Below are 13,231 nucleotides of genomic sequence, written 5' to 3' on the forward strand. Positions count from 1 at the left end.
AAATCAATTAACCGTGGATCAGGCTTAGAAGGATGTAATTACGCTGCGCGCAATTGAGCCCCCCTTCAGTTCCTTATAAGCCTCGTTAATATCGCTCAGATTGATCTCGCGGGAAATCAGATCATCGAGGTTGATCTTTCCCTGCAGATAGAGGTGGGCGTACATTGGAATATCGTGCTTGATATTGGACGATCCCATATAGACGCCGCGCAGATCGACCTGTTGGGTCAGCAGATCAATCGTCACATTGACGTCGATCGTGCTCGTGGGAGAGTGAACGCCAATCAAATAGGCGCCACCGCCTTTGCGAACCATCTGGATCGCCTGTTGCGAAGTCGCTTTGATTCCTACAACCTCGAAGGCATGATCGACGCCGCCGTCAGTCAGGGCCTGCACCGCATTCACGGTGTCGCCAGCCGACGCATCGATAAAGTCGGTTGCACCGAACTTGCGGGCTAGGTCAGCCTTTTTGGGTTGCATATCGATCGCAATGATCCGTGACGCACCGGCCAGCTTAGCGCCGGAAATCACATTGAGGCCAACGCCGCCGATGCCGATTACCGCCACAGTATCTCCTGGCCGGACCGAAGCCGTGTTGATGGCCGCGCCCGCACCGGTGATCGTGCCGCAGCCCAGTAGCGAAGCCTGAGCGAAAGGCAGTTCCTTTGGTACAAGGGCCAGCTGATTCTCATGCACCAGCGCGCGTTCTGCAAAGGCGCCTGTACCGAATCCCTGTGCAACCCCCTCGCCGTCCCTGGTCAAGCGATGCATATGGTTGGGATCGTCACGCAATGTTTCTTCAGGCCTGGTGCATTGATAGGTTCGGCCGCCAATACAGGCCCGGCAATGACCGCAAAACTGGATCAATGATCCTACTACATGGTCCCCTACCGAAAATTCTCGTACTTCAGGGCCGACAGCGAGAACGACGCCTGCCAGTTCGTGACCCAAGACGGCCGGCAGGGGGACCCCGAAATCCTGTTCGGCAAAATGCAGGTCAGAATGACACAGACCCGAAGCCTTGACTTCCACTAGCACCTCTCGGCCGCGCGGAACGTCGATCTCAATCTCCTCGATCTGGAATGTTCCGTCGAGATTGTTAAGTATCGCAGCTTTCATTATGGTCTCCTGGATTATTCCATAGAATTGTGTGCATGAATGGCTCACGCGACCGCCATGCAATTCGATGAGTATCGTAATTGCTCGGCCCATCTTGCATTTTACCCGACATTCCCCAAGTGGCCTGCCGCTTGACTTCAAGATCGCCTGATTTTGCTCGCTGGGCAAGCGTTTTTCGCCCCGAGCGGTGTCTGTCGTCGCGCAAACGGCCGAAGTCGGGTGGATCAAGCCTCGAACCCGCAGCATTCTGGCCCGGCAGAGCCGCTTTTCCGCGCGGCAGACGGACCTGTCCTGCCGCTTTCGTTCAGCTTGGGCATGGATCGTGGTCATGCGCATGACGGAGGCGTTCGAAGACGGCGGATGGCGGCAAGGACGGCCCGCACCATCGGGCCGGTGACGGCGACCTCGGCCAACTGGAAGGTAATGGCGCGGGCGTGGCGGACGACGCGGGCGCCGATCTTGATCAGCTTGAGTTGCAGGCTGGTCAACGACCAGTCCGCCATGGCCTCGGGCAGTTCGATGCAGCGCAGGAAGGTTGCCAGGTTGTAGGCCAGCGCGTGCAGTTGCAGCCGCACCTCGTTGTGCCGGAACTTCCGGCATGACAGCCGCGTCCAGCGAAAGGCATATTTGCCTTCCTTGATGTGCTGCTCTGCGGTGCCGCGCTGGTTGTAGAACCTCACCACCCAGTCTGGCTCCATCGGCAGGTTGGTGACGATGAAGCCGACTTTGGGGAACAGCTCGCCCGGATGCCATTCGATCTTGGCGATGACGCGGCGCGGCTTGTCCCAGGACGCCGCCTGATACTCGAAGTCCTCGAAGAACCGTTTGACCTTGGTCAGCGAAGGCCGTCCCACGGGCCGTGTCAGCCGATGCGCGATCTTCTCGCGCAAGACGGCGTTGGCGGGCAGACGGATGGCGTAGAAGAACCTGGCTTCTTCCAGCCGCATATAGATCGCGGGGATCGCGTAGGCAGCGTCGGCCCGGAAGAAGCGTCCACCAAGGTCGCGGCCAGCATATCGGGCAATGACGGGATCAAGGACATCCCGCCAGCCATCGGCGCTGTGGACATTGCCGTTACGCAGGGCGCAGCGCTCCAGCATGCCAAACTGGTTGAACAAGAAGATGGGGTGATAGCAGGTGCAGTCGAAATGCCCGTTCCAGGCAGCACCTTCCTGATCGCCGTGGGTGGGGCTGACCGAGCTGTCCATGTCCAGCACGATGTATTTCAACCCGTTGCGGTCATGAAACCGGTCGATCCATTGGCCGTTCAGATCGGCCAGCGCCGCCCGGTTCGCGGCCAGAGCCAGCGTCTCGGTCTCGAACCGTCCCATCTGCGATGCCGAAGCAGCTTGCGCCTCGACGGCCCTGCCGCCAACGACCTGACGCATCACGGGATCGAGGGCCAAGCGGTCGGCATCGTTCACATCCTCGTATCCGGCCAGTCGTCCGAACACCGATTGCCGGAACAATCCGTCAAGCCGATGGAGCGTGTTCTTCCCGGTGCGGCTGTCTCGCAGCGCCTCCGACGCCAGATTGGACAGGCCGAGCACGTCATCAAGCTCGCGCATCACCAGCAGGCCACCGTCTGAACTGATCTGCGCACCACGGAACTCCAGACGCACACGGCGGTCGAAATCAACCCGATCTCCCCGCGCCAAGCCCGCACCCTCCAGGTGATCCATGAAACGCGCCCCTCGCAGCCGTCAACGCCATGATTTATATGCGAAATATCACGATTACGACAGCGAAATCAGCGACTTACTTGGAGAATGTGGGATCGAACGTAAGGGCCAGCTGGTCATCGCGCCGATCCAGTTCCGCGACGAACAGCATCTGTTCCAGATCGCCCAGCGCATCTGCAACATGGTCGGCCGCCGCGTCGACCAGACCACGCCGCTCGCCGACGCCCGTCTCAAGGACGGCAGCCGCGTCAACGTGATCGTCCCGCCGCTGAGCCTGCGCGGCACCGCAATCTCGATTCGTAAATTCTCGGCCAAGCCGATCACGCTCGACATGCTCTGCCAGTGGGGCGCGATGAGCCAGAAGATGTGCACCGCGCTGAAGATCGCGGGCGCCAGCCGTTTCAACATCGTCATCTCGGGCGGTACGGGTTCGGGTAAAACGACGATGCTCAACGCGCTGTCGAAGATGATCGACCCCGGCGAGCGCGTGCTGACGATCGAGGATGCCGCCGAACTTCGCCTGCAGCAGCCGCACTGGCTTCCGCTCGAAACGCGCCCCGCGAACCTCGAGGGCAATGGCGCGATCCACATGGGCGACCTCGTCAAGAACGCCCTGCGTATGCGCCCCGACCGCATCATCATGGGTGAGGTCCGCGGCGCCGAATGTTTCGACCTTCTCGCCGCGATGAACACCGGTCACGACGGGTCGATGTGTACGCTCCACAGCAACAGCCCGCGCGAATGCCTCGGCCGTATGGAGAATATGGTGCTGATGGGCGACATCAAGATTCCGAAGGAAGCGATCTCGAAACAGATCGCCGATTCGGTCGACATGATCGTCCAGATCAAGCGCCTCCGCGACGGTTCGCGCCGCGTCACCAACGTCACCGAGGTGATCGGCATGGAAGGCGACGTCATAGTCACCCAGGAATTGTTCAAGTTCGAATATCTCGACGAGGACAAGGACGGCAAGATCGTCGGCGAATATCGCGCCATGGGCCTGCGCCCCTATACGCTCGAAAAGGCGCGCCAGTATGGTTTCGACCAGCCCTATCTCGAGGCGTGCCTCTAAGGGTTCAGTTGCGAAACGCCTTGCCGGCGAGATCGGGAAAGACCTTGCCCACCTTGCCGAGCAGATAATCGCCATAGGTACCGCCCGCGGCATGGACGTCGATATCGTCCCAGCGGGGCAGGCTGCGCGTCGTAGCCGCGATCGGCAGCGGATCGACCGGCGCTGCGAAATCGGGATCATAGAATAAAGGCCACGACAGCCGGTCGCGTCCCGAGGCGTTGATCACGCGGTGCGGCGCCGAGCGGAAGCGGCCGCGCGTCAGCCGTTCGAACATGTCGCCAATATTGACTACGAGCATCCGTCCTTGTGGCGGCACCGCGATCCAGTCGCCATTCGCGGCGCGCACCTCCAGCCCGCCATGGCGGTCCTGCCCGAGCAAGGTGAGCAGGCCGTAATCGCTATGCTCGCCGACCCCGAAGCGGTCGGGCGCGCCGTCGGGAGGATAGTGGAAGATACGAAACAGCAGGGTGGGCCGCCGCGTCATGCCCGCCGCGAAATGCTCCGCGGGCAGGCCGAGCGCGAGCGCCATGCCGCGCATCAGCGCTTCGGCGGCGGCGACCGCAGCGGCCAGATAGTCGCCGACCGCCCGCCGCAGTTCGGGCACCGCGCGCGGCCAGAGGTTGGCGCCGTGCAGCGGCCAGCCGGCGATCACGCGCGAATCTTCGGCCGTCAGTTCCTCGCCGAGATAAAGCCCCTCCTTGCGGTCGGCGAGGCCCGAGGTCAGCTCGCCGCCGAGCGGGAACCAGCCGCGCCAGGGGATGCCACCATGCGCCATCGCGATTTCGGCCTTCTCTTTGCCGGACAAGGCAAAGAAACGATGGCTCGCCGTTTCGAGCCGCGCGACGAGGCTGTCGGCGATGCCATGTCCATCAGCATAGAAAAAACCGAATTCGGCGCTCGCCGCGCCGATAGCCGCAGCGGTGCGCTCCACCATCTCCGCATCGTCCATCGCGCGCAGCGGCGCGATATCGATGACGGGGAGCGTCGTCACCGGCGCCGCATCACTGGTGCAGCCAGAGTGCGGTCGAGAGCAGCGCGACCATCGCGGACAGCATCGCGATCCCGCGCCAGGGCATGAATCCGACCTTGTCGACATCGCGGCGGTTGCGGCGGCGCCAGTCGGCGACCTCGGCGAAACCGAACATCGCGGCGGCGCCGATGCCGAGCGAGAGCATGGATACTTGCATTGCCGCGCATCCCTACGCAAACAGGGGCATTCCCCCCAAGAGAGAGGTTGCCCATATGCGTTCCCTGTTGCTGGTTGCAAGTGCCGCCATTGCCCTTTCGGATCCCGCCGCCTTCGCGCAGGATGGCCATGCCGGTCACGACACGCACGCCGCCGTGAAGGAAGCCGATACCGCGGGTGCGGCCATCGCCGCCGCGGTCGCCGCTTCGACGCGCACCCCCGCCAACACCGCGCGCGACCCATATCGCCACCCCGCCGAGACGCTCGCCTTCTTCGGGGTCAAGCCCGGCGACACGATCGTCGAGCTGTGGCCCGGCGGCGGCTGGTACACCGAAATCCTCGCCCCGCTGACCAAGGCCGGCGGCGGCACGCTCTATGTCGCAGCGCCGTGGGAAAAGGGGCTGAACCGGATCAAGGAAAAGCAGGCGGCGGACGCCGCGACCTATGGCGCGGTCAAGCTCGCCGAATTCCCGGGCACCGGCGCGGGTGACAAGGTTCCCGATGGCAGCGCCGACGCCGTGCTGACCTTCCGCAACGTCCACAACTGGCGCTTCGGCGGCGCCGACAAGACGGCGGATGCGTTCAAGCAGATCTTCGCGATGCTCAAACCCGGCGGCACGCTCGGCGTCGTCGAGCACCGGCTGCCCGAGGAGATGGCTTCGGCGCTCGAGGAAAAGAGCGGCTATATGAAGCGCTCGTCGGTCGTCGGCTTTGCCGAAGCGGCGGGCTTCAAGCTCGTCGGCGAGAGCGATATCAACGCCAATCCCAAGGACACGCACGATTATGAAAAGGGTGTGTGGACGCTGCCGCCGAACCTGACCGAAGGCGACAAGGACCGCGAAAAATATCTGGCGATCGGCGAATCGGACCGCATGACGCTGAAATTCGTAAAGCCGGCAAGCTGAAGCATGTAGAGACCATCGACCCCGCGCTGCTGCTGAGCGCCTATGCGCAGGGGCTTTTCCCGATGGCCGACGGGGCGGACGACCCGTCGGTCCATTGGGTCGAACCACGGCTGCGCGCGATCCTGCCGCTCGACGGCTTTCACCTGTCGCGCAGCCTGAAGAAGGTCATCGTCTCCGACCGCTTTCGGGTCACCACCGACACCGCCTTTGCCGAGATGATGGCGCTGTGCGCCGAGTCCGCCGACGACCGCCCGACGACGTGGATCAACCCCGTCATCAAGGCGAGTTACGAGCGCCTGTTCCGGCTCGGCCATGCCCACAGCGTCGAGGTGTGGCTGGACGGCGCGCTGGCGGGCGGACTCTATGGCGTTTCGCTCGGGCGCGCCTTTTTCGGTGAATCGATGGTCAGCCGCGCGCGCGACGCGTCGAAAGTCGCGCTGGCGCATCTCGTCGCGCGGCTGCGCGCCGGGGGGTGGCGGCTGCTCGACTGCCAGTTCATCACGCCGCACCTCGCCAGCCTCGGGGCAATCGAAATTCCCCAGCGCGATTATCTGGCGCGGCTTTACTCGGTATTGTCGGAAGGTGCCGGCGGCGGGGCCCTGGGTGCCGGCGCGGGCGCTGCGGCGGGTGCCGGGCTTCCCTCGCCGCCGTTCGTCGCCGGCGATTGGGGGGCGCTCGACGCCTTGGGCGCTGCGGCGCCGGACGCCGTCTTCGGTGCCGAACGCGCGACCGGTTCGCCGCCCGGATATGTCATTGCGCAACTTTTGACATAAACGTCATAGATCGGATGCTCGATCACGTTGCGGTCGGGCCGTTCCTTGAACAGCCAACCCGAAAAGACGCGGTACCATTTGTTGTCGCGCTGGTCCTGCACGGTCAATTGCACGAAGGCACCGGTTTCGGGCGGGTCTTCCCATGGCGCGGTCTGTTCGCACGCGCGCAGGCGGACGATCGCGCGGCCGACGCGCGCCGAATCGCCGGGCTTCATTTCGAGATCGCGGACCAGCCCGTTGCGCTTGTTGAGCAGGCCGAGCACCGCGACGCGATCGGCCATCGGCGTCGCGCCCTCGATGCCGCCGACTTCCTGCGGCACGCGCTCGGATTTTGCGATCTGCGGCGCCTTGTCGGTACCGCCCGTTTTCGTGGCGGGCGACCGGTCGCAAGCTGCGAGCGACATGGCGGCAACAATCGCCAGCCCCGCCGCCCTGGTCAGCCTCGTCACGCCGGCGCTCACTCGGCGCCGGGCCGCCAGGCCTCGTAATCGCCCGTCGCGGCGGCACGATGCCCGCCGCGTTCGAGCGCGCCCGCCGGGCGATAGGCGCCGGTGCTGCCAGTAAGGTTGGCGGTCGGCTCCTTTTCCCACGCGCGCGGCGCGGGAAGGACATCGGCGGGAAGCTCATCGAAAGTGCCGTGCAGCCAGCCGTGCCATTCGGGGGGGACGCGGCTCGCGTCGTTCGATCCGTTATAGATCACCCAGCGGCGGCCGCCCTTCTTCGCGCGGAAATAGCGGTTGCCAAGGCTGTCCTCGCCGACCTTCTCGCCGGTGCTCCAGCTGTTCAGCAGCGTACCGACGGTTGCGCCGTCCCACCAGGTGAAAATCTTGCCCAAGATGCTCATGGCTGCGGCGTTTACAGCCAAGCTGGCGCAATCCGCAAGCCGCAAACCACCCGCCGCACCGCTATTTCTTGTCGTCCCATGTCACTCTGGCGTTCTCGTCGAGGCCAAGTTCGGCCGCCGTGCCCCCCGCCAGTTCGAGCACCGCCGCCACCTCGCCGCCGCTCGCCACGGGTTCGAGCGATTCGGGGATGGTGTTTTCGGCGATGCGGTCGATGCTGCCGTCGGCGCGGACGAAGATCATGTCGAGCGGGATCAGCGTGTTCTTCATCCAGAAGCTGGCGATGCGCGGTTTTTCGAACGGGAAGAGCATGCCGCCGCCTGCGGGCAGGCTGGTGCGGAACATCAGTCCCTGCTGCTGCTCTTCGGCCGTCCGCGCCACTTCGACGTTGAATTTATGCAGCTTTTCGCCCGCGGCGATGGTCAGCGGGATGGTCGCGGTTTGCTCCGCCCCGTTGCCGTGCGAGCTGCATGCTGCCATCGGCAAGGCGAACGACAGGGCAAGGGCGGCAAGCACGGCACGCATCGGCAAGATCCTTTCGCCGGAAATGATGTCCCGGCCTAGTCGAGCGCCGCTTCGGCGTCCAGCGCGGCCAGAGCATCCTCGTCCCCCGGCGCGACCGCCAGAATCCGCCGCGCGAGTGCGAGGCTGTGGCCCGCGCGGGCAAAGGCGGCGACCTGCCGTTCGCGCATCGCCGGATCGTCGGCCGTGCGCACCGCGAACGGACCGAAACGCCGCCGCCGGGCAAAGCCGATCGCCGACGCCAGCGCCTTGTCTTCGGCTTCCGACAGCGCATCCTCGCTGTCGCCGGGCGCGATTCCGTCGACGAAGAGCTGTGCCTTGACCCGCCGAACGCCCAGCCCGCGGCGCGTCATCGCCCCGGCGCGCATCGCCGCATATTGGCGGTCGTCGAGAAAGCCGAGCCGCTCCATCCGGCCGGCGACCGCCTCGCACGCCGCCATGGCGTCAATTTCGTCAACCCATTCGGATTCGCGAATTTTTCGGGAAAGATAGCGCGTCAGCTTGGCGCGGCTGGTCGCGAATCGCGCCACATAGGCGAGCGCCAGTTCGTCGAGCTTTGCTGCGCCGAGTGGCCTTTTTGAACGGTCGGGGAGAGCGCGGCGGTTGGCCATATGCCATGTTTATGCCACAGTCGGGCCCGATTGAGAACGATCAGCACCGTCATATCGGGCAACAAAGCCCGGAAACGGGCCATTTTGTTCCAACAATATAGGGTTCGCGCACCATAACATGGCTCAGAAAGATGACATGCTTGTTGCCGCGCGGCCCGGTTTACGGGACTCAGCACCCATTATGACCGAAAATCCTGCCCTCACCGCAGATGCTGCGGACGGCCTCGCGCCGACGCCGACCCATTGCGCCCAGCCGCGCCGCTTTTCGGATTTCGCCACCGTCGGCGAAGCGCTCGATTATGCCGCCAGCGGCTCGCGCGGGCTCAATTTCCACGATCCGCGCGGTAAGCTGACGCGGCCTTATCCGTACCGCGAGCTGCAGGCCGATGCCATTGCAACCGCCTATCGTCTGATCGCGGCGGGGGTGAAGCCCGAGGACCGGATCGCGCTGATCGCCGAAACCGGCCCCGAATTTGCGGCGCTTTTCTTCGGTACCATCTATGCCGGTGCGTGGCCGGTGCCGCTGCCGCTGCCGACCAGCTTCGGCGGCCGCGACTCCTATGTCGGCCAGCTTACCGTCCAACTGACGAGTTGCGATCCCACGATGCTCTTCTTCCCGCCCGAAATCGCGGCGATGGCGATCGAGGCCGCCGAAGCGCGGGGCGTGACCCCGGTCGACTGGAGCGCGTTCGAACAGCGCCCGGCGCCGGTCACCGACCTGCCGGCGCAGCAGAGCGACGCGACCTGCTACCTCCAGTACAGCAGCGGCTCGACGCGCTTCCCGCATGGCGTCGCGGTCACCCACGGCGCGCTGCTCAACAATCTATCGGCGCATTCGCACGGCATGCAGCTTCAGGACAGCGACCGCTGCATTTCGTGGCTGCCCTGGTATCACGACATGGGTCTGGTCGGCTGCCTGCTGTCGCCCGTCGCCAACCAGGTTTCGGTCGATTATCTGAAGACCGAGGATTTCGCCCGCCGTCCGCTCGCCTGGCTCGACCTGATCAGCCGCAACGAGGGCACGACGCTCAGCTATTCGCCGACCTTCGGTTACGACATCTGCGCGCGCCGCATCTCGAGCCAGACCCACGTCGCCGACCGCTTCGACCTGTCGCGCTGGCGCGTCGCGGGTAACGGCGCCGACATGATCCGTCCCGACGTCATGCAAAACTTCGTCGATGCCTTTGCCGATGCGGGTTTCAAGGCAACCGCCTTCCTGCCGAGCTACGGCCTTGCCGAAGCGACGCTCGCGGTCAGCATCATGCCGCCGGGTCAGGGCATCGTCGTCGAACTGGTCGAGGAAACCGAATTGTCGGGCGCCGCGAACGACGCCGGCCGCCCGACGCGTTATCGCGCGATCGTCAACTGCGGCCGCGCGGTCAAGGATATGACGATCGAGGTCCGCGACGAGGCCGGCAACATCCTGCCCGACCAGACGGTGGGCAAGGTCTGGTGCAGCGGTCCGTCGCTGATGACCGGCTATTACCGCGATCCCGAATCGACCGCCGCCTGCCTGGTCGACGGCTGGCTCGATACCGGCGATATGGGCTATTTGTCAGACGGTTACATCTACATTGTCGGCCGCGCCAAGGACATGATCATCATCAACGGCAAGAATCACTGGCCGCAGGATATCGAATGGGCGGTCGAACAATTGCCGGGCTTCAAGTCGGGCGATATCGCGGCCTTCGCGATCACCGCGCCGGGGGGCGAGGAAACGCCGGCGGTGCTCGTCCAGTGCCGCACCAGCGACGATGGCGAACGCGCCTTGCTGCGCGAAACGATCCGCGAACGCGTCCGCGCGATCACCGGTATGAACTGCGTCATCGAGCTGATTCCGCCGCGCACCCTGCCGCGGACGAGTTCGGGCAAATTGAGCCGGTCGAAGGCGCGCGCGCAATATCTGGCGGGCGAAATCCAGCCGTTCGCGATCGCCGCCTGACGATATCGGAAATTTGTCCCGCAGCAGGACAAAAAATGATCACGCGCAGGCCGGGTACGGTTACCTTCGGGTAACCCCACCTCATTAAACAGGCGCTCGTGAAAAGCCTGTTGACCGACCAGATCTTTGCCGACGACATTCCCGCGCGCACCCTGTTGGGGCTGGGTCCGCGCGATGAGGATGTCGGCGACCTCCGCCAGCTCCAGCTCGCGCCGCTGCGCGGCAAGGGCAGTCTGCGCCTGTGGATGGGGCTCGGGATGGCGCTCGTCGCTGCGCTGACCATGGTCCTGCGCGTCCCCGTCGCGATCGCCGGCGCGTGGTTCGCCGTGGCACTGCTGTTCAGCCTCTGGTCCTATCGGGCGTTCGCGAGCCTTGCCATCGGCGAACTCAAATTGTCGGGCCTGCCCGAATACCGGCTTTGCCATCGCCACGCCTTCTATTCGGCGATGCTCTGGTCCTCGACCTTTTGGCTGCAGGGGGTACCGACCCTCGATCATGTGCTGTCGATCTGGACGATCGCGCTGCTGATGATGCTGACGCTGGCGATGATCGCGCACAGCATGCCCATGATCTGCATCCTGTATATCGCGCCGGTCAGCCTGTCGGCAGCCGTGGCGCTCGTCCGCGCGGGGGCGCCGCAACTCGCGGCGGTGGCGCTGGTCGCGGCGCTGCTGCTCTGCACATCGTGCATCCGCTTCGCCAAGACGCACGTCCGCTTCCGCCGCGCCGAAGAAACGCTGCACGAAAAGAACGAGACGGTCAGCCTGCTGCTCCGCGAGTTCGAGGAAACCTCAGCCGACTGGCTGTGGCAGACCGACAACGCCCGCCGCCTCGTCCATGTCTCGCCGCGCCTTGCTTATGCGCTCGGCGCCTCGGCCGAAGGGCTGGAGGGCGTGCCGCTGCTCCAGGCGCTGTCGGGCGACGCGTGGGAGACGGGACAATTCCCCCGCAGCCTGCATGACATCGCCGAGCGGATGAAACGGCGCGAGAGCTTTTCGAACCTGATCGTGCCCGTGACCATCGGCGGCAAGCCGCGCTGGTGGGAATTGTCGGCATCGCCGCGCCTCGACGAAACCGGCAAGTTCCTGGGCTTTCGCGGCGTCGGCTCCGACGTCACCGAACAGCGCGCGTCGGCTGAACAGATCGCCAAGATGGCGCGCTTCGACAATCTGACCGGCCTGCCCAACCGCCTGCACCTCAACGAGGAACTCGCGCGGGCACTGAAGCACGCGAATGATGCGAAATCGCGCTGCGCGCTGCTGATGATCGACCTCGACCGGTTCAAGGCGGTCAACGACACATTGGGCCACCCCGTCGGCGACAAGCTGCTCGCGCAGGTCGCCGCGCGGCTGAAGAGCATGATGGATCGCGGCATGACTTGCGGCCGGCTCGGCGGCGACGAATTTGCCGTCGTGCTGCAGGATGTGCCCTCGGCGCTCGATGCCGAGGATCTGGCGCAGCGGATCATCGCTGCGGTCAGCCGGCCTTATGTGGTCGACAATCACCAGTTGTTCGTCGGCGCCAGCATCGGCTTCGCGATCGGGCCGCAGGACGGCGCGACGGTCGAGACGCTGACCCGCAACGCCGACCTTGCGCTCTACAAGTCGAAGGACAAGGGCGGCAATCTCGTCGCGGCCTATGTCGCCTCGCTCCATGCGCAGGCCGAGGAACGGCGCGTGATGGAACAGGAGCTGCGCGGTGCGCTCGATCGCGGCGAGTTCGAGATGTATTATCAGCCGGTGGTTACCGCCACCGACGGCACGCTCAACGGGTTCGAAGGCCTGATCCGCTGGAACAACCAGAAGCTCGGCAATGTCTCGCCCGGCCGCTTCATTCCGCTGGCCGAGGACAGCCGCCTGATCTCGCCGATCGGCGAATGGGTGCTGCGCACCGCCTGCCACGAAGCGATGCGCTGGCCGTCGAACCTCAAGGTCGCGGTCAACGTCTCGGCCGAACAGCTCACCGACCCCGCCTTCGCGTCGGTCGTCGTCTCGGCGCTCGCGCAGAGCGGGTTGCCGCCCGAACGGCTCGAGATCGAAGTCACCGAAAGCGTCTTCCTGCGCGACGGCGGCGGCGCGGCACAATTGCTCGACCAGCTCATCAGCCTCGGCATCCGCCTGTCGCTCGACGACTTCGGGACCGGCTATTCGTCGCTCGGTTATCTACGCAAGACGCAATTTTCGACGATCAAGGTCGACCGCAGCTTCGTCGTCGGCGCCGCCAAGGGGAGCATCGAATCGATCGCGATCATTCGCGCCGTCGTCGCGCTCGCCGACAGCCTCGGCATGTCGACGACCGCCGAGGGCGCCGAGACCGAAGTCGAGGTCGACACGCTGCGCGCGCTCGGCTGCAGCAACATCCAGGGCTATTATTATGGCCGCCCGATGCCGGCGAGCGACGTGCTGACGCTTTTCCGCCGCCCGGATTCGCTCGACACCCAAGCGGCATGATATCGGCTTTCGGCGACGGGCCGAAGCCCTGCCACGACGAGTTGAAAGCCTTACCAAAAGGTTCCGCCGCCCATCGCACTTCGGGCGCAACTCACCGCTAGATTGTGGTCGCGTTCGTCAAACGTGG

At 64.7% G+C, this 13,231-nt stretch carries 11 protein-coding genes and 2 pseudogenes; 5 read left to right on the plus strand and 8 right to left on the minus strand.

Annotation, left to right across the window (positions count from 1 at the left end):
* Positions 1 to 24: 24 nt before the first annotated feature.
* Both AN936_RS17335 and AN936_RS17340 read right to left on the minus strand, forming a co-directional pair.
* Complete coding sequence (locus tag AN936_RS17335; protein ID WP_054590112.1) at positions 25 to 1,119, minus strand: Zn-dependent alcohol dehydrogenase; 1,095 nt, start codon at positions 1,117 to 1,119, stop codon at positions 25 to 27.
* Positions 1,120 to 1,445: 326 nt separating this feature from the next.
* Positions 1,446 to 2,801, minus strand: coding sequence for an IS1380-like element ISPme1 family transposase (locus tag AN936_RS17340; RefSeq protein ID WP_012112698.1), 1,356 nt, complete (start codon positions 2,799 to 2,801; stop codon positions 1,446 to 1,448).
* Positions 2,802 to 2,895: 94 nt separating this feature from the next.
* Between AN936_RS17340 and AN936_RS17345 the strand changes: the two are divergent.
* Positions 2,896 to 3,873 (plus strand): annotated as a pseudogene (locus AN936_RS17345) (CpaF family protein); the annotation flags it as partial.
* A 4-nt stretch (positions 3,874 to 3,877) separates the two neighbouring features.
* Here AN936_RS17345 and AN936_RS17350 read toward each other — a convergent pair.
* Positions 3,878 to 4,864 carry an isopenicillin N synthase family dioxygenase gene (locus AN936_RS17350; protein ID WP_054589194.1) on the minus strand — a complete coding sequence of 329 codons (987 nt, stop codon included), beginning with the start codon at positions 4,862 to 4,864 and terminating at the stop codon, positions 3,878 to 3,880.
* Between the two features lie 10 nt (positions 4,865 to 4,874).
* Positions 4,875 to 5,060 carry a hypothetical protein gene (locus AN936_RS25590; protein WP_145923529.1) on the minus strand — a complete coding sequence of 62 codons (186 nt, stop codon included), beginning with the start codon at positions 5,058 to 5,060 and terminating at the stop codon, positions 4,875 to 4,877.
* Between the two features lie 55 nt (positions 5,061 to 5,115).
* Between AN936_RS25590 and AN936_RS17355 the strand changes: the two genes are divergently transcribed.
* Both AN936_RS17355 and aat read left to right on the plus strand, forming a co-directional pair.
* Positions 5,116 to 5,964, plus strand: a complete 849-nt coding sequence (locus tag AN936_RS17355; RefSeq protein WP_054589195.1) for a class I SAM-dependent methyltransferase — start codon at positions 5,116 to 5,118, stop codon at positions 5,962 to 5,964.
* Positions 5,961 to 6,737, plus strand: a complete 777-nt coding sequence (gene aat / locus AN936_RS17360) for a leucyl/phenylalanyl-tRNA--protein transferase (protein WP_257719809.1) — start codon at positions 5,961 to 5,963, stop codon at positions 6,735 to 6,737. The genes AN936_RS17355 and aat overlap by 4 nt, the downstream gene beginning before the upstream one ends.
* 44 nt (positions 6,738 to 6,781) lie before the next feature.
* Here the strand turns inward: aat and AN936_RS25850 are convergent.
* The 4 genes and pseudogenes from AN936_RS25850 to AN936_RS17375 form a co-directional block, all read right to left on the minus strand.
* A pseudogene (locus AN936_RS25850) lies at positions 6,782 to 7,141 on the minus strand (DUF2155 domain-containing protein); the annotation flags it as partial.
* Positions 7,142 to 7,194: 53 nt separating this feature from the next.
* Complete coding sequence (locus AN936_RS17365) at positions 7,195 to 7,581, minus strand: NADH:ubiquinone oxidoreductase subunit NDUFA12 (RefSeq protein ID WP_054589196.1); 387 nt, start codon at positions 7,579 to 7,581, stop codon at positions 7,195 to 7,197.
* A 61-nt stretch (positions 7,582 to 7,642) separates the two neighbouring features.
* The gene (locus AN936_RS17370; protein ID WP_054589197.1) at positions 7,643 to 8,104 is read right to left on the minus strand and encodes a DUF192 domain-containing protein; all 462 of its coding nucleotides are present in this window, start codon (positions 8,102 to 8,104) and stop codon (positions 7,643 to 7,645) included.
* A gap of 35 nt (positions 8,105 to 8,139) precedes the next feature.
* A complete protein-coding gene (locus AN936_RS17375; RefSeq protein WP_054589198.1) occupies positions 8,140 to 8,712 on the minus strand; it encodes a regulatory protein RecX in 573 nt (190 codons plus the stop codon).
* A gap of 181 nt (positions 8,713 to 8,893) precedes the next feature.
* Here AN936_RS17375 and AN936_RS17380 point away from each other — a divergent pair, with 181 nt between their 5' ends.
* Together AN936_RS17380 and AN936_RS17385 are read left to right on the plus strand one after the other, a co-directional pair.
* Positions 8,894 to 10,654 carry a fatty acyl-AMP ligase gene (locus tag AN936_RS17380; protein ID WP_054589199.1) on the plus strand — a complete coding sequence of 587 codons (1,761 nt, stop codon included), beginning with the start codon at positions 8,894 to 8,896 and terminating at the stop codon, positions 10,652 to 10,654.
* Between the two features lie 98 nt (positions 10,655 to 10,752).
* On the plus strand, positions 10,753 to 13,104 hold the full coding sequence (locus tag AN936_RS17385) for a putative bifunctional diguanylate cyclase/phosphodiesterase (RefSeq protein WP_054589200.1): 2,352 nt from the start codon (positions 10,753 to 10,755) through the stop codon (positions 13,102 to 13,104).
* Positions 13,105 to 13,231: the final 127 nt, after the last annotated feature.

Source organism: Sphingopyxis macrogoltabida (genome assembly GCF_001307295.1).
Classification (GTDB): Bacteria; Pseudomonadota; Alphaproteobacteria; order Sphingomonadales; family Sphingomonadaceae; genus Sphingopyxis; species Sphingopyxis macrogoltabida_B.

Bases quoted from the DNA above. Each gene is read 5' to 3' on its own strand.
- AN936_RS17355 (WP_054589195.1), top strand. From the start codon at position 5,116: ATGCGTTCCCTGTTGCTGGTTGCAAGTGCCGCCATTGCCCTTTCGGAT.
- AN936_RS17375 (WP_054589198.1), bottom strand. From the start codon at position 8,712: ATGGCCAACCGCCGCGCTCTCCCCGACCGTTCAAAAAGGCCACTCGGC.
- AN936_RS17365 (WP_054589196.1), bottom strand. From the start codon at position 7,581: ATGAGCATCTTGGGCAAGATTTTCACCTGGTGGGACGGCGCAACCGTC.
- AN936_RS25590 (WP_145923529.1), bottom strand. From the start codon at position 5,060: ATGCAAGTATCCATGCTCTCGCTCGGCATCGGCGCCGCCGCGATGTTC.
- AN936_RS17370 (WP_054589197.1), bottom strand. From the start codon at position 8,104: ATGCGTGCCGTGCTTGCCGCCCTTGCCCTGTCGTTCGCCTTGCCGATG.
- AN936_RS17340 (WP_012112698.1), bottom strand. From the start codon at position 2,801: ATGGATCACCTGGAGGGTGCGGGCTTGGCGCGGGGAGATCGGGTTGAT.
- AN936_RS17380 (WP_054589199.1), top strand. From the start codon at position 8,894: ATGACCGAAAATCCTGCCCTCACCGCAGATGCTGCGGACGGCCTCGCG.
- AN936_RS17335 (WP_054590112.1), bottom strand. From the start codon at position 1,119: ATGAAAGCTGCGATACTTAACAATCTCGACGGAACATTCCAGATCGAG.